This is a genomic window from Bradyrhizobium sp. CAR08, assembly GCF_052871955.1.
On record NZ_JBIXJX010000010.1, the window covers coordinates 163118 to 180256 of the forward strand.

The 17139-nt window shown below is 64.5% G+C and carries 17 protein-coding genes; 10 read left to right on the forward strand and 7 right to left on the reverse strand.

Features of this window, described 5'->3' with window-relative positions:
* Nucleotides 1–139 precede the first annotated feature (139 nt).
* Nucleotides 140–913, reverse strand: coding sequence for an SDR family NAD(P)-dependent oxidoreductase (locus tag ACIPUD_RS21965; protein ID WP_446481525.1), 774 nt, complete (start codon nucleotides 911–913; stop codon nucleotides 140–142).
* A 166-nt stretch (nucleotides 914–1079) separates the two neighbouring features.
* Between ACIPUD_RS21965 and ACIPUD_RS21970 the strand changes: the two genes are divergently transcribed.
* Nucleotides 1080–1418 carry a response regulator gene (locus tag ACIPUD_RS21970; protein WP_018460063.1) on the forward strand — a complete coding sequence of 113 codons (339 nt, stop codon included), beginning with the start codon at nucleotides 1080–1082 and terminating at the stop codon, nucleotides 1416–1418.
* A 20-nt stretch (nucleotides 1419–1438) separates the two neighbouring features.
* Here ACIPUD_RS21970 and ACIPUD_RS21975 read toward each other — a convergent pair whose 3' ends face one another.
* Nucleotides 1439–1648, reverse strand: a complete 210-nt coding sequence (locus tag ACIPUD_RS21975; protein ID WP_085352004.1) for a hypothetical protein — start codon at nucleotides 1646–1648, stop codon at nucleotides 1439–1441.
* Between the two features lie 14 nt (nucleotides 1649–1662).
* Nucleotides 1663–1836: a hypothetical protein gene (locus ACIPUD_RS21980; RefSeq protein WP_007604975.1), complete on the reverse strand. Its 174-nt coding sequence runs from the start codon at nucleotides 1834–1836 to the stop codon at nucleotides 1663–1665.
* Nucleotides 1837–2337: 501 nt separating this feature from the next.
* On the opposite strand from ACIPUD_RS21980, the gene ACIPUD_RS21985 reads away from it, so the two are divergent.
* The 3 genes from ACIPUD_RS21985 to ACIPUD_RS21995 all read left to right on the forward strand — a co-directional run bounded on the left by ACIPUD_RS21985 (nucleotide 2338) and on the right by ACIPUD_RS21995 (nucleotide 4528).
* Nucleotides 2338–2799: an N-acetyltransferase family protein gene (locus tag ACIPUD_RS21985; protein WP_446481526.1), complete on the forward strand. Its 462-nt coding sequence runs from the start codon at nucleotides 2338–2340 to the stop codon at nucleotides 2797–2799.
* Nucleotides 2800–2907: 108 nt separating this feature from the next.
* Nucleotides 2908–3810: an amidase family protein gene (locus ACIPUD_RS21990; RefSeq protein WP_446481527.1), complete on the forward strand. Its 903-nt coding sequence runs from the start codon at nucleotides 2908–2910 to the stop codon at nucleotides 3808–3810.
* Nucleotides 3770–4528 carry a hypothetical protein gene (locus ACIPUD_RS21995; RefSeq protein WP_446481528.1) on the forward strand — a complete coding sequence of 253 codons (759 nt, stop codon included), beginning with the start codon at nucleotides 3770–3772 and terminating at the stop codon, nucleotides 4526–4528. Before ACIPUD_RS21990 ends, ACIPUD_RS21995 begins: the two co-directional genes overlap by 41 nt.
* Before the next feature lie 153 nt (nucleotides 4529–4681).
* On the opposite strand, the gene ACIPUD_RS22000 is transcribed toward ACIPUD_RS21995, so the two are convergent.
* On the reverse strand, nucleotides 4682–6082 hold the full coding sequence (locus tag ACIPUD_RS22000; RefSeq protein ID WP_377791604.1) for a TAXI family TRAP transporter solute-binding subunit: 1401 nt from the start codon (nucleotides 6080–6082) through the stop codon (nucleotides 4682–4684).
* 256 nt (nucleotides 6083–6338) lie between these two features.
* Between ACIPUD_RS22000 and ACIPUD_RS22005 the strand changes: the two genes are divergently transcribed.
* Nucleotides 6339–7493, forward strand: coding sequence for an acyl-CoA dehydrogenase family protein (locus ACIPUD_RS22005; protein WP_446481529.1), 1155 nt, complete (start codon nucleotides 6339–6341; stop codon nucleotides 7491–7493).
* Between the two features lie 206 nt (nucleotides 7494–7699).
* Nucleotides 7700–8440 carry a hypothetical protein gene (locus ACIPUD_RS22010; protein ID WP_446481530.1) on the forward strand — a complete coding sequence of 247 codons (741 nt, stop codon included), beginning with the start codon at nucleotides 7700–7702 and terminating at the stop codon, nucleotides 8438–8440.
* A gap of 53 nt (nucleotides 8441–8493) precedes the next feature.
* Here the strand turns inward: ACIPUD_RS22010 and ACIPUD_RS22015 are convergent, their stop codons facing one another.
* The gene (locus tag ACIPUD_RS22015; protein WP_446481531.1) at nucleotides 8494–10665 is read right to left on the reverse strand and encodes a putative bifunctional diguanylate cyclase/phosphodiesterase; all 2172 of its coding nucleotides are present in this window, start codon (nucleotides 10663–10665) and stop codon (nucleotides 8494–8496) included.
* A 457-nt stretch (nucleotides 10666–11122) separates the two neighbouring features.
* Between ACIPUD_RS22015 and mepA the strand changes: the two genes are divergently transcribed.
* The 4 genes from mepA (at nucleotide 11123) to modC (ending at nucleotide 14459) form a co-directional block, all read left to right on the forward strand.
* Complete coding sequence (mepA, locus tag ACIPUD_RS22020; RefSeq protein WP_085354361.1) at nucleotides 11123–12067, forward strand: penicillin-insensitive murein endopeptidase; 945 nt, start codon at nucleotides 11123–11125, stop codon at nucleotides 12065–12067.
* Between the two features lie 220 nt (nucleotides 12068–12287).
* Nucleotides 12288–13070 carry a molybdate ABC transporter substrate-binding protein gene (modA, locus tag ACIPUD_RS22025; RefSeq protein WP_085352009.1) on the forward strand — a complete coding sequence of 261 codons (783 nt, stop codon included), beginning with the start codon at nucleotides 12288–12290 and terminating at the stop codon, nucleotides 13068–13070.
* 28 nt (nucleotides 13071–13098) lie between these two features.
* Complete coding sequence (modB, locus tag ACIPUD_RS22030; protein WP_354064030.1) at nucleotides 13099–13794, forward strand: molybdate ABC transporter permease subunit; 696 nt, start codon at nucleotides 13099–13101, stop codon at nucleotides 13792–13794.
* Between the two features lie 2 nt (nucleotides 13795–13796).
* Nucleotides 13797–14459 carry a molybdenum ABC transporter ATP-binding protein gene (gene modC, locus ACIPUD_RS22035; RefSeq protein WP_085352011.1) on the forward strand — a complete coding sequence of 221 codons (663 nt, stop codon included), beginning with the start codon at nucleotides 13797–13799 and terminating at the stop codon, nucleotides 14457–14459.
* A gap of 256 nt (nucleotides 14460–14715) precedes the next feature.
* On the opposite strand, the gene ACIPUD_RS22040 is transcribed toward modC, so the two are convergent.
* Together ACIPUD_RS22040 and ACIPUD_RS22045 are read right to left on the reverse strand one after the other, a co-directional pair.
* The gene (locus ACIPUD_RS22040; RefSeq protein WP_085352012.1) at nucleotides 14716–14976 is read right to left on the reverse strand and encodes a PepSY domain-containing protein; all 261 of its coding nucleotides are present in this window, start codon (nucleotides 14974–14976) and stop codon (nucleotides 14716–14718) included.
* 337 nt (nucleotides 14977–15313) lie between these two features.
* A complete protein-coding gene (locus ACIPUD_RS22045) occupies nucleotides 15314–17107 on the reverse strand; it encodes a potassium/proton antiporter (RefSeq protein ID WP_446481532.1) in 1794 nt (597 codons plus the stop codon).
* Nucleotides 17108–17139 lie beyond the last annotated feature (32 nt).

Here is a 17139-nt window from a genome sequence, read left to right on the forward strand (position 1 = left end):
ATTTTCAGAATTTCGTTTGACTCGTCGGGCAAAACAGGGGCATTATGCCATCATGCAGCACGTGGCAATGCCGTGCGCATGAGAGGCAGCATCGGCCTCCGGACGCTTTGGGAAGATGTGGGCTTCAGGCGAATTGCTTCTACGCCGGTGGAAGCATCACTCCCGTCAACTCGCCCAGCCTGTCCAGAAGCCGCTCCTGAAAATCGGGATCAACTGCTTCGTGCGCCGGCTCTTGTTGCCGGAGGTCATGCCAGTAACGACCGCTGACCAGGGCGGCGGGATCATCGCTCACAGCGAGCCAGGTCTGCGTCCGTTGTCCGGTGGCCACGCCGACCGGCGCTCCGGCACCGCCCATTTTGGTGCGCGCCCAGCCGGGATCGACGGCGTTGCTCAGCACCTGCGGCCAACGCCGCGCCAAGGCAAAGGCCAGTGCGACCATGTGCAGCTTGCTCTCCGCGTACGCCTTGGCCGGATCCCAGGTTCGCCTCGTCCAGTCGAGATCGCTCAACGATCCCTCTCCGCCGCGATGTAGTCCGCTGCTGAGATACACCAGGCGATCGGGGCGCTTCATCAGGGCGGTGAGCAAATAGGGCGCGAGCGTGTTGACCGCCAGGGTGGTGGCGTGGCCTTCGGGCGTCGGGCCGCGGCTGCGCTCGGTATAGACCCCGGCGTTGTGGATGACCGCGTCCATTCGTCCGATTGCGTTGACCTGATCTGCCACGTGTCTCGTCTGGGCGGCGCTCTTGAGATCGCCGATCACGACCCGTGCGGAATGCGATTCAAGCTCGGAGATTGCGGTCGCACGTTCCGCTGATCGTGCGTGCAGGACGACCTGGTGGCCCTGTTCGAGCAGAGACTGGGCAGCTGCGCGGCCCAGACCGTCCGTGCTGCCGGTGATGAAGACGATTGCCATTGCCGCTCCTGTTCGATCCCCGCTTCGGCGCCTGCGTCGAAACCTCAAGGAGAATGCAACATGTTCGACTGATCATGCCGTGGCGCAAGGAGCGCCGAACGAAGACATCACAACCGAACAATCTTCCGGGATGCGCATTAACATCCGATAAGTTGGGAATGACCGCATGTCGAATTTCGTCATGCTGCTGGTCGAGGACGACTCACTCCAGCGCGAAGTTCTGTCCGACCTTCTCAAGGACGAAGGGTTCGAAGTCGTCGAGTGCGCCACTGCGGAAGCCGCGGAGCTTATTGTGGCGTCGACGGGCACGGAGCTACGGGCGCTCATCACCGATCACAACCTCGCGGGGAGAATGACCGGGCTTGAGCTCGCAGAATACGCTCGCAGTGCTCATCCGGGGCTCAACATCGTGCTGATGTCCGGGACGGTGATGGCGCCGCTGCCGCCCAACACGACCTTTTTGCGCAAGCCGTTTGCGCCCGCCCATTTGCTGGCGGCCGTGTAGAACCAGGATGCTCTCGAAGGTCATCCGCCCGAATTTTCTGCGCCGACGGTGTTCTCGCTCTCCGGCACCGTTAGCCGGACGGAATGACCCTGCCGCATGGCGAGCGATGCCGCGGCCACAGCCGCCTCGAAAGCGGCTTCCTTGGTCTGGTAAGTGTTCCGGATTTCGCCATCGTGGTCGACGTGCCAGGCACCGTCCCTGCCAACAATATCATAGGCTGCGAGGCCCATAGTCTATCCCTCCTTCATGCGTCCGGTGTTGCCTTGGACGCCTGGGTGCTGCTCACCGGGTCCGACGCCGGGAAACTGTCCTTCAAGCCCTTGTCCAGCTCGTCGTCCCTGGCCTTGTCGCGTCGGATGCCACGCTTGAGATCTTCCGCGTTCTTGTCCGGCGGTGCCGGATCGAATTTCTCGGTCATGCAAGTGTCCTTTCGCTACCTCAAACGCCTTGAGCTCCTGACCGTTCCTTCAGAGGAACCAACGCTGTCCGGTTTGGTGTTGAATGGAAAACCAGAGGGCGCCCGCAGCGCGGGTCTCTTTCATTCAGGTTGCGCCTCCAGCTATAATGCATCCTGAGATAGTATACGCATCGTTCCATCAGGAGAATGCAATGAAAGCGTCGGTTCTTGCGTTAGGGGGCTTGCTGATTTTGTCGATCACATCAGCGAACGCAGCACCCAAAGCCACTGTCGCCCCGACCACGGCGGCCAGTTCGGTCGCATGTTCCACCTCGGGTGGCGGCTTTGGGAGCTATCCGTCAGGCTGCCGAAACGGAGCTAACTTCAAGACCTACAATGAATGCAAGGAATCAGGCGTCAAGCGCGGCTGGAGACACGAAGACATGGCGTGGTACTGCAGCGGTCTGGGACTGCAATAGCGAGCGGTCTTTGTGCTTTTCACGCCGCGAACTGGAGTGGCCCATGGAATGCACAATCCGTCCTGCACTTGAAGATGACGCCGCTCATATCAGCGCGGTCATCGTGCGTGCACTGCGGGAAGCCAACGCGAAGGATTATCCGAACGAGGTCATCGAAAGGATCGTGCGCGGCTTCAGTCCGGACGCTGTGCGGCAGCTCATTGGGCAACGCACCGTTTTTGTCGCTACCATCCGCAGCCGCATCGTCGGGACCGCGAGCCTCGACGGGTCCGTCGTCCGCACTGTCTTCGTCGCTCCACACGTTCAGGCCCGCGGCATCGGCAAGCTGCTGATGGCCGAGATCGAGCGTACCGCACGCGAGCGCAACATCCCTTCGCTGACCCTTTCTTCCTCAATCACCGCTGAAACCTTCTACGCCGGCCTTGGATTCAGGGCGGCGCGCGACAGCTATCATGGTGACGAACGCACGATCGTCATGGAGCGATTGCTCGATGGCAGCTCGTAAGATGGGCTTGGCGCTTGCGAAACCCATCGCCCCTCATTGATCCTCCCCGCCAAATCCGCCACGATAGTGCCTCTCGCACTCGCGATGGAATGGAGCAAGGAAAGGCAAATGTCCGAGCTTCCTAGAGCTGGCCTGACTGAGCCGCCGGCGTCGACCATGCAGATGCTCGCGCACGCGCCCATGAGCGACGTCATCGATGCCTTGGCCGGCAGACGGATCACCGCGAGAGCGCTGGCGGAATTCTATCTCGCGCGCATCGCGGCCTATGACCGCGACGGGCCTAAGCTCAACTCGGTCCGTGCACTCAATCCCGATGCGCTCGCCGGCACGCTCGACGGCACGAGGCCGTCGGCCCAGCGGCCGCTGGCGGGCGTCCCTATCCTACTCAAGGACAATATCGCGACCGGAGACGAACAGCCGACCACGGCGGGCTCGCTGGCGCTGGAGGGCGCGCGCGCCAGGGATGATGCCACCATCGTCAAGCTGCTGCGGAGCGCCGGCGCGGTGATCCTGGGCAAGGCGAACCTGACGGAGTTCGCCAACATGCTCGCGATCGACATGCCCTCGGGCTATTCATCGCTGGGCGGGCAGGTGAAGAACCCCTACGCACCAGGGCTGATGGACGAGCACGGCATCCCGGTTCTGACCCCAGGGGGCTCAAGCTCGGGTTCGGCGGTCGCGGTGGCGGCCGGACTGTGCGCGGCCTCGATCGGTACCGAAACCTCGGGCTCGCTGCTGCACCCCGCCAGCCTGAACGGCCTCGTCACCGTGAAACCGAGCGTCGGGCTGATCAGCCGCGCCGGCATCCTGCCGCTTGCGCACAGCCAGGACACCGCCGGTCCGATGACGCGCACGGTGCGCGATGCCGCGATGTTGCTGAAATGTGCTGGCTGCCAAGGACCCGCTCGACCCAGCGACGCAAGAGCAGCGGCGGCCGGCCGACTACACCGCCGGCCTCGTCGCCGACGCGATGAAGGGCGCGCGCATCGGCGTGCCGAGCGACCCCGCTGACCCGCTGAACGATTGCTATTACGGCAAGCTGCCGGCGAAGTCGGCCAAGCTGATGGCTGAGGTGATCAAGGTGCTGGAGGATCTCGGCGCCGTCATCGTGCGCGCCAGCATGCCCACACTTGGCTGGATCGGTGGGCCGGGCACGACCATGGCTGTGCTCAACCGCAATCCGCTCAGCGCCCACAAAGGCACGGTCGCAAGGCCGCCGGTCGTCTTTCTGTACGAGCTGAAGCACGATCTCAATCTCTACCTGAGGGATTGGGCGACCAACACTGACATCAAGACCATGGCCGACATCGTGGCCTTCAACGCAGCAAACGCCGACAATGCGCTGCGTTTCGGACAGGACCACTTCCTCGCCGCTGACTTGACCAGGGGCGATCTGAGCGAGCCCGAGTACAAGTCTGCACGTGTCATGGACCTGCTCTCCGCCAGGACGCGCGGCATGGACGCCTATATGAACCAGCACGAGCTCGACGCGGTGCTGTTCCCCGGCGCCTACGGCGCCGTAATCGCCGCCAAGGCGGGCTATCCCAGCGTCATGGTGCCCGGCGGCTTCGTCTCGGGGACAAACGACGGCAAAGACACGCCCGACTATCCACTCGGCGTCACTTTCGCAGGGCGCGCCTGGAGCGAGCACAAGCTGCTGCGTCTGGCGTATGCCTTCGAGCAAGCAGCCAACGCGCGCAGGCCGCCGTCGGGTTTGCCCGAGCTGTGATGTCGCCGGTGTCAGCGCGAGCTGGCGAGACCGACGCTAGGACCAGCTTGATCCTTCCCGCAGATAGACCACGATTGCCTCCTTACCGCTCACACCAAGAATGGGCGAGGAAACGCGCATGAACGCAACTCCCGGATACCAAAACCGGTATCGCTACCGCCGGGCGGCGAGCACGTTCGAAGGAGGGGTTTGCAACACTGCGCGCCGCTCGCTGAGGGCATGATCGAACAGTTCGAGCACCAGGCCGAAGGCTGCCAGTTCCTCCTCCTCGATGGCGCCGTCGTCGTAGCAGCCAAGTGTTTCGACGATGATGGCGTCGACCTCCTGCTGCATGGCCAGCAGTTCGTGGTCGAACTCCGCAGTGCGCACCTTGGAAACCAGCGCCAGAATTCTGTTGCGATGGCCAGTGTTCTCGTCGCGTTCATCCCGATTCAGATATTGACGCAGCCAGGCGCCGGCCGAGCCAATGCCGGAGAGAAGCAGGAGCGCAAACCAGAAATAGTCGCCATATCTGTCGAGGAAGGTCCGCTCGGTCCCGTCGATCACGGCCGCCGCTCCCCGATGTACCGGAAGCTCGGCTTCCTTCTCGGTGTCCGGCTTGGTGATTTGCGCAGCGCCAGGCACCTGTCTGGCAATCGCCTGCCGGAGGGCAAATTGCTGGCGGTAAAACGCTGACACTGTCGTTTCGGACAAGGCTTTCCGTGCGACGATCAAATGGCTGACACTGACGGTCTCCACCTTGTCATCGGGCCAGGCTGGATTCGCATTGAAAATGCTTGGCGGAATTTCCTCCGATTCATAACGCGGGTGCTTCAAGGCGATGGCTTCCGATGCGTCGATCGCGAGAAATTTCGGCTCGCCACGCGCCCGGGCGGTCGCGGCGACGGCATCGGCAGTTATCTTGCTGTCGAGCGGACCGACAGCCATGAAGGCGTCGAGACTCGGGTCACGCGCCAGCTCCTCGAGCTGGCCAGTGCCGAATTGAGTGACCGTGACCTTGTCCGGCTCCACACCGGCGGCGCTCAGGATGACTCTCAGCAACGCGGCGTTCGCCGGGGTCGCGCCGATCACCCCCACCTTGTGCCCCGCGAGATCGGCAATCTCCTTGATTTTCGGCGTCGGCTTTCGCTTGGAGCCCTTGCCCGCCGGTCCCGAAGAAGACCACAGCACGACGAAGTTCTTGCGCAAGATGACGACTGTTTGCGCGTCGGCCGGCATTTCCAGATCGCCGCGACCGACCGCAAGGTCGGCCCTGCCGGCACCGAGCAGAGCGAGAGCTTCGGCCGCTCCGGCGGTCGCGATCGGAGACAACCTCACCGTCCTGCTTTCGTTGGCAAAGGCCTCGGTCATCGCCTCGATCACCTTGTGATCGTTGCTTCCCGGCGGTCCGACGGCAATCCGAAGCGTTATCGGCCGCAGCGCGTAATACAACGTGCCCGCAGCGGCACCGAAAACGAGAAATCCGATGGCTAAAATCAGCAATAGGGTCTTCGTCTGTCTCCGCCCTCTGCGGGCTGCGTCACTGCGTTTCATCGGAGCATCAGACGAGGACATTTGCCGCTGCCGGTTGGAGGCCAAAATCGCTGCCTGTTTCGGAACAGTATCATGCTCTTCTGGAAAACGATAATGTCCGAGCAGCCCCAATAGTTTCTTGGGCCGGCGTGAGCCTTTCGAGCTTGCGCGATCATCTCTGATTCCGCACTTCACGTGGCGATGGCCGGATTGACGCCACACCAACTTGATCCCCCTCGCCAAATAGATCACCATCGTGCGATTGACCGCTCACGGTAGAATGGGCGAGGAAACGCGCATGAACGCAACTTCCGGATTTGGCCTCGTCGAGCGGGCACGGGCTATTGCGCCGCTGATCGCGCGCGAAGCCGACGAGATCGAGCGGACGCGGCGACTGACCGATCCCGTCGTCGGCGCGCTGATCGAGAACGGGCTCTATCGCGCGCTGCTGCCGCAGAGCCTTGGTGGCGCCGAAGCGCCGCCGGAAGCCTTCATGCAGATGCTGGAGGAGATCGCGAAAGCGGATGCCTCCACCGCCTGGTGCCTCGGCCAATGCACGGTCTGCGCCATGATCGCGGCCTCGCTCGACCACGACACCGCGCAGGAGATCTTCAACACGGCGCCGGGCATCCTCGCCTGGGGCGCGATCGCGCATGAGGCGCGGGCGGTCGAAGGCGGCTATCGCGTCACGGCGCGCTGGGATTTTGCCTCCGGCTCGCGGCAGGCGAGCTGGCTCGGCGCGCATGTCCGCATCGTCGGAGCCGACGGCGCGCCGCGGAAAAATGCCGACGGCTCGGCGGAGGTGCGCACCATCCTGTTTCCGGTCGCGAGCGGCGTGCTGCACGACGTCTGGCAGGCGATCGGGCTCGCCGGCACCGGCACCGATTCCTACGAGGTCGCCGACCTGTTCGTCCCCGAGCGCTTCACCGCGTTTCGTGACGTGCCGTCCGCGCTACGCGAGCAGGGTCCACTTTACAGGATCGGCACCGGCTCGACGTTCAGCCTCGGCTTTGCCGCGGTGTCGCTCGGCGTCGCGCGCGCCACGCTGGATGCCGCGATCGCGCTGGCGCGCGGCAAGCATCAGTCGCTGGCGGCAAGCGCCATGCGCGACAACCAGGCGGTCCAGGGCCTGATCGGTCGCACCGAGGGCGACCTGCGGGCCGCGCGCGCCTATCTCTATGCGACGGCAAGTGCGATGTGGCGCGATCTCTGTACGACCGGCGAATTCAGCGCGGCACATCGGGGCTCGGTTCGCCTCGCCGCGACCTGGACCATCCACCAGTCGGCCAAAGTGGTCGACACCGCCTATCACATGGCCGGCGCGACCGCCGTATTCCGCAGCAATCCGTTCGAGCGCCGCTTTCGCGACATGCACGCCATCGCTCAGCAGATCCAGGCGCGCGACACGCATTACGAGGATGTCGGTAAGATGATCCTTTCAGGGGACCGCTGACGTCGAGCAGTTACGAAAGTGCACGCACGCTGACCTATATTGAGTTGCCCTCCGACGTCTTCGTCGCTGAACCTTCGTGAATTTTCTCCGACTAATTTCCATAGCTACAGGAACGACAGCTTTTCCGCTGTAACCGCGCCGACCACATGGAAGTGATGATTCCGAATTCTTCTTAGCGCGTTGGATTTGCGCAAGAGAGGTCCGTTATGGGCCGAACAGCTGGCAGGAAAGTCAGTTGCCATGCCATTCAGGGGCGTTCGCCGGGATGGCACCATGGTGGCATTCTCATTGTCGCCATCCTCTGCATCGCATGCACTTTCCTGTTTGCGAGCGAGGCCGTGGCTCAATGCTCGGCGCGAGACGTCCTGCGGAATCACCTGAAGCTCAAGCAAGCGCCGTCTGGGCCGCAAATCCCAATCAAATCCGCCGTCGATGTCCCTGCGTGGAAGACGATCAGGATCGGGACGTTTGCAAACTTCTTCGCCCTCAGTAACGCTTTGGATGCGGCAGGTTGTGGCATCGGAAACTCGGCCGGCGAAATTCTCGCGCGGCCGACGTTTACCGTGAGCGCCACGACAACGAGCGTAGAGCTTTTCACGGCGTCGGCAGCCGAACTGGGCTTTCGGACCGACACTGCGTTGCTGGCAGACATCTACGCGCGCGCCAAACAATTGGGTTTCGGCCTGGCGGCTGCAGAAGTCGGACCACAACTGAGGCTTCAATATTTCGACCAGCCGATCGGTGAGTTTCTCATCATCGGAATGGAGCCAATCAGGACCTGGCAGGGCGCCCCCGTCATCTTGAATGTAGCCAATGGCGGCGCGGGACTTATCCTCATCGGCCAGGATGGCAGCGCCGACGCACAGATCCCCGCGGCATCCCGTTTTGTATTCGTGCGGTCCCATGAAACCGCTCCTGCCGAGGCCGTAACACTTGTCGGCCACTGAATTTCCGGGTTTGTGCATCTCGAGACGCAAGACAACAGGTCAGCACCTTAACCCTAGGCCACCAGCGCGGCGTCCTCGCCTACGCCGTCGATGCCGCGCTGCGCGGCGAGCAGGCTGATGATCTGCGCATTCGGCCGGGCCTTGCTGAACAGAAAGCCCTGGCCTTCGTCGCAGCCCTCAGTGCGGAGGCAGCTCAGCTCGGCTTCGGTCTCGACGCCTTCGGCGGTGATGGTGACGCCGAGGCCTTTGCCGAGGCTGACGATCGAGCGAATGATCGCCTGTGCCTCGCGATTGGCGCCGAGATCGCGCACGAAGGACTGGTCGATCTTGATCTTGTCGAACGGGAAGCTGCGCAGATAGCTCAGGCTGGAATAGCCGGTGCCGAAATCGTCCATTGAGATGCGCACGCCGAGCGCGCGCAGCGCGTGCAGCGTCGCCAGCACCTGGGCGCTTTTCTCCAGCAGCAGCGTCTCCGTGATCTCGAGTTCGAGCCGCCGCGGCGGCAGGCCGGAATGCTTCAGCGCATCCGTCACCACCGAAAGCAGATTGCCGCTGCGGAACTGGAGCGGCGACAGGTTGACGGCGACGCGGACGTCGTCCGGCCAGGTTGCGGCATCGTGACAGGCCCGGCGCAGCATCAGGCCGCCGAGCGGGTTGATCAACCCGGTTTCTTCCGCGACCGGAATGAACTCGGCCGGCGAGACCATGCCGCGCTCCGCATTCGGCCAGCGCACCAGCGCCTCGAAGCCGGTGATGCGGCCGCTCTGGAGGTCGATCAGCGGCTGATAGTACGGCCGCAGCACGTCGTTCTGAATGGCGTCGCGCAGCTCGACCTCGATCTTGCGGCGGGTCTGCGCTTTCGCATCGAGCGCCGCCTCGAAGAACGCGAACGATCCGCGCGCATCCAGCTTGGCGCGCGACAGCGCCATGTCGGCGCTCTTGAGCAGCTTTTCGGAATCGTCGCCGTCGCCCGGTGCCATCGCGATGCCGATGGAGGCACCGACCACCACGGAATGGCCGTCGAGCAGATAGGGATCGGCGATGGCTTCGAGCAGGCGCTTGGCCAGCAGCACCGCATCCTCGGGACGCGTCAGGCCGCTCTGCACGATGGCGAACTCGTCCGAGTTCAGCCGCGCCAGCGCGTCGTTCTCGCGCAAGGTCGAACGCAGCCGCTTGGCGACGCCACGCAGCAGCTTGTCGCCGACCGCGTGTCCCAGCGTGTCGTTGACCGCCTTGAAATTGTCGAGCCCCAGCATCAGCAGGGCGACCTTGTCGGTGCTGCGCCTCGTATGCAGCAGCATCTCGTCGACCTGCTGGCGCAGCAGATTGCGGTTTGGCAGACCGGTCAGCCCGTCATGCTGGGCCATGAAGGCGAGCCGCGCCTCGGCGCGCTTGCGCTCGGTGATGTCCATCAGCGCGAGCAGCACCGCGGGCCGCTCGGCATAGATCAGTTCGCGCGAATAGATCGCAAGGTCGATCAGGGCGCCGTCGGCCCTGACGTGCTTCCAGGTGCGTCCGGCCTGCTCCTCGCCGGCCGCATCGGCGGTCCAGGGCGGCTCACTGTCGAAAGCCTGAAGGGAACGGATCGTGAGCCGCTCGAACTCGGCGCGGCTGTAGCCGTAATGGGCGATCGCGGCATCGTTGACGCCGAGGATGCGCTCGTCGTCGAGTGCGCAAACGATCATGGGGACGGGATTGCCGTCGAACAGCAGGCGGAACGAGGCCTCGCGCTGCTTCAACTCGGTGATGTCGACGCGCAGGCCGACGACGCCGCCCTCCTCGGTCAGCCGCTCGTCGATCAGGATGACGCGGCCGTCCGCCAGCTTCTGCTCGTGGCGCGTGCCGGGCTGATAGAGCTTTTGCAGCCGTTCGGCGATCCATTCTTCCTCATGGCCGGCAGCCTCTGGATAGTCGCCCCGGGCGACGCCGATGCGCAGCGTGTCCTCGAGGCGCGCGCCTTCCTCGAACAGATCGGCGGTCTTGCTGTAGATTTCCGCGTATTGCTTGTTCCAGAGGACGTAGCGGCCCTCGGCGTCGAGAAACACGATGCCTTGCGGCAGGATCTCGATGGCCTGGCGCAGGCGCTCATGGGATTTGCGCGCTTCCGCGATCGCGGCCTCAGCCTCGGCACGGCTGCGCAGAACTTCGTCGCGTTCGGACGGAAGATGAGGGGGGCGCGCAAAGCGCGGCTTGCGCGGGTGCAGGCCGCCGAGCACGCTGCCCATTCGCTTTTTCGGCTTTCGAAACCCCAAACTCAACTTCACTCGTCCCAGTCGCACCCAGCGCCGCAACTCTTGGGGCAAGTGTCTGAAAAAAAGGTAATCCTGGGTGGCATGGCGATGGGACGCACGGTCTGGCAGTCTCGACAAAACAGCCCTCATTGCCCGTTTGCAAGGCGCGGCCGTGCCGATGGGCGCTCCAAGCGCATCGCATTGTCGTCATCGGAGAACGAGATGGCGCAAAATTGCGCGCTGCCTTGAATCATTTCCGGGATCGCGCGCGATTGCATGTAGAAGGGCGTGAGCACGCGTGCCGCGCACGAATTTTGATCAATGCATGAGAGGGTTATCGCGTCGTTAAAAACGGCCGGCCGACGCCGCGGAACTGCGACTTTTGAACGAAATTTCAGCGGAAGGACTGTTTCTTAACCCTGGCGCGGTGTTGGGCTATAAGAATGTCAACATGAGTCCCCGCCACCTCGCCCCTCTCCTGCTCGTCATGACGCTCCTGGCCGCCGGCGACGCGCTGGCCCAGGACAAGGGCAGCGTCAACCCAAAGCCGCTGCCGCCGCTCGCCAATCCGAACGATCCCAGTATCGGCGCCAAGGAGCTGTTCGCGCGCAAGCTGCTGCCGTCGAAGGGACCGGCGCACGTCATCGGCTCCTATGTGAAGGGCTGCATCGGCGGCGCCGAGCAGATGCCGCTCAACGGCGACAATTGGCAGGTGATGCGGCTGTCGCGCAACCGCAGCTATGGTCACCCCGCGATGATCACGCTGATCAAGCGGCTTGCGGCAAGAGCGCACAAGGACGCGGGATGGCCGGGCATCCTGGTCGGCGACATCGCCCAGCCGCGCGGCGGGCCGGCGCTGTCCGGCCATGCCAGCCACCAGATCGGCCTCGATGCCGACATCTGGCTGACGCCGATGCCTGACCATCGCTTATCGCGCGAGGAGCGCGAGGACATGTCGGCGGTGATGATGGTGCGCCCGGACCGGCTCGACATCGATCCGAAGGTGTTCACGCCGGGCCATGTGCTGGTGCTGCGCGACGCGGCGCAGGAGCCGGCGGTGCAGCGCATCTTCGTCAATGCCGCGATCAAGAAGGCGCTGTGCCGCGAGGCCAAGGGCGACCGTTCCTGGCTGTCGAAGATCCGGCCGTGGTGGGGCCACGACTATCACTTCCACATCCGCATGCACTGCCCGGCGGGCGCGAGCGACTGCGAGGGCCAGCCGTCGCAATCCGAGGACGAAGGCTGCAAGCCCTCCGATCTCGCCTATTGGTTCAGCGACGGCGTGCTGCACCCCAAACCCCCGCCGGAGCCGCCGAAGCCGAAACCGCCAATGACGCTGGCGCAGATGCCGGCGGCGTGCAAGGCCGTGCTGCACGCGGGCAATGCGAAGCCGTAAAACTCTCCGCCAGGATGACGAATTCCTGGTTGGCGCTATGCGAACCGTCGCCTTTGACCTGTTCCGCCACCCTGTTATGATGACCCAGCGATCGCTTGCCGGACCGTAAGTCCGTCGGGCTTGCCGGAACAGCGCTTCCGCCGGTCGCAGCCTCATTCAACCAACGCCGTCTTGCGCGCGCCGCCTTGCGTGCCCTGAGCGCGCGCATGGAGCGCTTCCGATGTTCCGCCTTTCCGTGATTTTTTCGGCCTTGTTCGTTCTGGTCGCGAGCCTTTCGCCTGTCGCCGCCGAGGACAAGACCATCACCGTGTTCGCGGCAGCCTCGATGAAGAACGCGCTCGATGAGGTCGACGCGGCCTACACCGCCAGGACCGGCGTCAAGTTCAGCGTCAGCTATGCCGCAAGCTCCGTGCTCGCCAGGCAGATCGAGCAGGGCGCGCCGGCCGATGTGTTCGTCTCCGCCGACACCGACTGGATGGATTACGCGATCTCCAAGAAGACTATCAACGAGCCGACCCGGGTCAATCTGCTCGGCAACAGCATCGTGCTGATTGCGCCGAAGGATTCCAGGCTCGACAACGTCCCCATCGGGCAGGGGTTCGACCTCGCAAAACTCGCCGGCGACGGCAGGATCGCGACCGGCGACGTCAAGTCCGTGCCGGTTGGGAAATATGCCAAGGCGGCGCTGACGAGCCTGGGCGCCTGGCAGGCGGCGGAGCCGAAATTCGCGATGGCCGAGAGCGTGCGTGCCGCGCTGACGCTGGTCGCGCGTGGCGAGGCCAACCTCGGCATCGTCTATTCCACCGATGCCAAGGTCGAGCCCGGCGTGAAGATCGTCGGCACCTTCCCGGCGGATTCGCATCCGCCGATCATCTATCCCGTCGCTGCGACCGCGACGGCAAAGGGCGACACAAGCGACTATCTCGCCTTCCTGCGCTCGACCGCCGCCAAGACCATTCTCGAAAAATACGGTTTCAAGTTCCTGATCAGCCCGACAACTTAACCTCTGCCACCTAGCTTCCGCGATTTTGATGCTCGACATCTCTCCCGCCGAATGGACGGCGATCCTGCTCTCGCTCAGGGTTGCCGTGATCGCGACGCTGGTGGCAACGCCGTTCGGCATTGCGCTGGCATGGCTGCTCGCGCGGCGTGATTTCTGGGGCAAGTCGGTGCTCGATGCGCTGGTGCATCTGCCGCTGGTGCTGCCACCGGTCGTCACGGGTTATCTGCTGCTGCTCACTTTCGGCCGCCGCGGACTCGTCGGCGCTTTCCTGGCGGACCATCTCGGCATCGTATTCGCCTTCCGCTGGACCGGTGCCGCGCTTGCCTGCGGCCTGATGGCGTTTCCGCTGCTGGTGCGCCCGATGCGGTTGTCGATCGAGGCGATCGACCGCCGGCTCGAGCAGGCCGCCGAGACCCTCGGCGCCACTCCTTTCAAAGTGTTCTTCACGGTGACGCTGCCCTTGGCGCTGCCCGGGGTGCTCGCCGGCATGGTGCTTGGCTTTGCCAAGGCGATCGGCGAGTTCGGCGCGACCATCACCTTCGTCTCCAACATTCCCGGAGAGACCCAGACGATTTCGTCCGCGATCTATTCGCTGATCCAGACCCCGGACGGCGACGCCGCCGCGGGACGGCTCGTGATCGTCTCGATCGTGCTGGCGCTCGGCGCGCTGATCGCGGCCGAATGGTTCGCCCGCCGCGCCACCGCGCGCCTGCACGGGAATTGACCATGCTGCGCGTCGACATCGAAAAGCAGCTCGGCGAGTTCTCGCTGTCCGCGTCCTTCGCGAGCGAAGGCCGCGTCATCGGACTGTTCGGAGCGTCGGGCGCCGGCAAGACCTCGCTGGTCAACATGATCGCGGGGCTGCTGCGGCCCGACCGCGGCACCATCGTGATCGACGGCGAGACGGTCGACGACAGCGCGGCCGGCATTCATGTGCCGACCTGGCGCCGCCGCATCGGCTATGTGTTCCAGGATGCGCGGCTGTTTCCGCATCTCAACGTCGCGCAAAATCTCGACTATGGCAGGCGGATGAACCGCCTCGCGCCCGATCCGGCGCAGCACAAGCGCGTCATCGAGCTGCTCGACATCGGCGCGCTGCAGGGTCGCCGCCCCGGAAAGCTCTCCGGCGGCGAGCGCCAGCGCGTCGCGCTCGGTCGCGCGCTGCTGTCGCGGCCGCGCCTGCTGCTGCTCGACGAGCCGCTCGGCGCGCTCGACGAGGGCCGCAAGCTGGAGATCCTGCCCTATCTGGTGCGGCTGCGCGATGAGGCCAACGTCCCCATGGTCTATGTCAGCCACGACGTCGCCGAGCTGCGCCAGCTCGCGACGCAGATCGTGATGCTGAAGCAGGGCCGCGTGACGTCGTTCGGCGGGGTGAAGGTGCTGACGTGAGGGGTCCGTTGAGCAGGCAACGGATGAGGCAAGCCGCCGGCCCACCCCGCCGTCGTCCTGGCGAAAGCCAGGACCCATATCGCGTGATCTATCAGCGGCAGGTGGTGTGCGTACCAGCGAAGAAAACGTAACTGCCGGTGTTCGCAAAACTACTCCCCGGGGTAATGGATCGTACCGCGAGCGGCGATCGCGCGGCATTGGATGGTGGCGGTGCCGGCCGAGTGATCCTCGCCGACACCGCTACCGAGACCCGCCACTACCAGCCGCGATCGACGTTGCGCACCTCACCCGATCGCGCGTCCACATCGACCTCCATCCAGCGGCCGGCGCGATCACGGCCTTCGATCTGCCATTCGTCGCCGAGGAACTCGGTGTGCGAGACGGTCATGACGCCGATGTCGGTGGCGACGTCGAGCGCGACCTGCATCGAGATCTGATCGCCGGTGTCATAGGCCATCGCGGGCGCGGCCGATCCGAGCCCGATCGCGACGATGGCCGGCAAGATGAGCTTTCGCATGGATTACTCCTGTCGGATGCGTTTACGCCGCTAAGAACGAGCGGCATCGCGGAGCGTTCCGGGAGCAGCGGTCACGAAGCCGCGCAAATCTTCGGCGGTTGCGGCGATTTGGTGGCGGTTCCAGCGTTGTCCCCATCGCTCTCCGCCGTCGTCCGGCGAAAGCCAGGACCCATTACCCCAGGGAGGAGAGTGGGTGGGCCAGATCGTCACCACCAGCCTTCGCAAAACAGCTGACGGTGGGTATGGATCCTGGCCCCCGTGCGCAATTGCGCACTAGGCCAGGACGACGAAGAAGCAGACGTGCGCTTCATCAATGACCGCCAACGCGGATGTGGCGTTAAACCCCAGCCACCGAGCTCCACAGATCCGCCAGCTTGCGCCGCAGGACCTGCCTGCGCGTCAGCGGCGCAGCCGTTTCCTCGTCTTCCGGCAGGCGCAGGCCGACGACGTTGACTCGGCCACCGGAGATGGAGCGCGCCACGAGCACGATCGGATCCAGCACGAGCTCCGCGCCCTCTTTCGGCGCGCGGTCGAGATGGACGTCGAAATAATCAGCGAGCGTGTGCCCGCGCTCGTCCTCGCCGACCTCCACGCCGTAGATCTCCGCGAGCTCGGCGAGCGTGTGCTCGCCGGAGACCATGAAGTCGCCCAGCAGATGCGGGTCCGGCGCTGAGCTCGGCTGCATGTCGACGAAGAAGCGGTCAAGCGATTCGGCCTTTTCCGGCGGCGCCAGCAGATAGATGTAATCGCCGGGCGCGATCGGCTCGGCTTCCGCCGGCGTCAAAATGTTCTCCTTGCGGATCACCAGCGTCGGCTTCGACCAGGACGGGATCAGGCCGCGGCGAAAATACAGGCTCTTGGACCGCACCGGATAGCCGACGAGCTGCTGCTCGAGTTGGCCGGGCAAGTCCAATTCGACACGGCGCGGGCCGCGTTCGGCGCGCGGCAGCGCCACGTGCAGCTTGCGCGCGGCCGGCCCCAGGGTCCAGCCTTGCAGGAGGAGCGAGATGATGACGACGACGAAGGCGACGTCGAAATAGAGATAGGCCTTCGACAGCCCGACCAGCATCGGGATCGAGGCCAGGAAGATCGCGACCGCGCCGCGCAGGCCGGTCCAGGCGATGAAGATCTTTTCGCGCCAGTTGAAGCGGAACGGCGCGAGGCAGACGAACACGGCGATCGGCCGCGCCAGCAGCATCAGGACGAATGCGATCCCGACCGCCGGCAGCACGCTGCCGCCGAGCCGGCTCGGCGAGACCAGCAGGCCGAGCAGGACGAACATCACGATCTGCGCCAGCCAGGTCGCGGCGTCCAGGAAGGCCACCACCGAATTATGCGCGCGGGTCGGGCGGTTGCCGATGATGATCCCGGCGAGATAGACCGCGAGGAAGCCTGAGGCATGCATGATCTGCGAGCCGCCGAAGATGACGAGCGCGGCGGTGGTGACAAACGGCGCATGGAGGCCCTGCGGCAGCGCGACCTTATTGAGCGCGATGACGACCAGACGCCCGCCGATCACCCCGACGACGGCGCCCAGCACGGCCTCCTGGGCGAACTCCATCAGCACATGCGCGGCCGTGCCTGTTCCCAGCGAGATGTACTCGACCAGCATCAGGGTCAGGAAGATCGCGAAGGGATCGTTGGTGCCGGATTCCACCTCCAGCGTCGCCCCGACGCGCGGGCGCAGGCGCAGGCCCTGGGTATGCACCAGCAGAAACACTGCGGCCGCGTCAGTCGAGGCCACCACGGCGCCGACCAGCAGCGACTCCGTCCAGTTGAGGTCGAGCGCATATTTCGCGAACGGCGCCGTGATCAGCGAGGTCAGCAGCACGCCGACGGTCGCGAGCACCATGGAAGGCGCGAGCACGGTGCGGATGCTGGCAAAGCGGGTCCGCAAGCCGCCGTCGAACAGAATCAGGGCGAGCGCGACCGAGCCGACCAGATAGGTGGTTCGGACGTCGTCGAACTGCAGCTGTCCGGGACCGGAATCGCCCGCGAGCATGCCGATCGCGAGGAAGACGAGCAGAAGGGGCGCGCCGAAGCGCAGCGCAAGCAGGCTTGACAGGATCCCGGCCAACACCAGGACGGCACCGAGCAATATGGCGAGGCTGACACTGTCGAGGGAAGCCATCCACCTTCCGGGTACGAAATCGCTGGAATTGC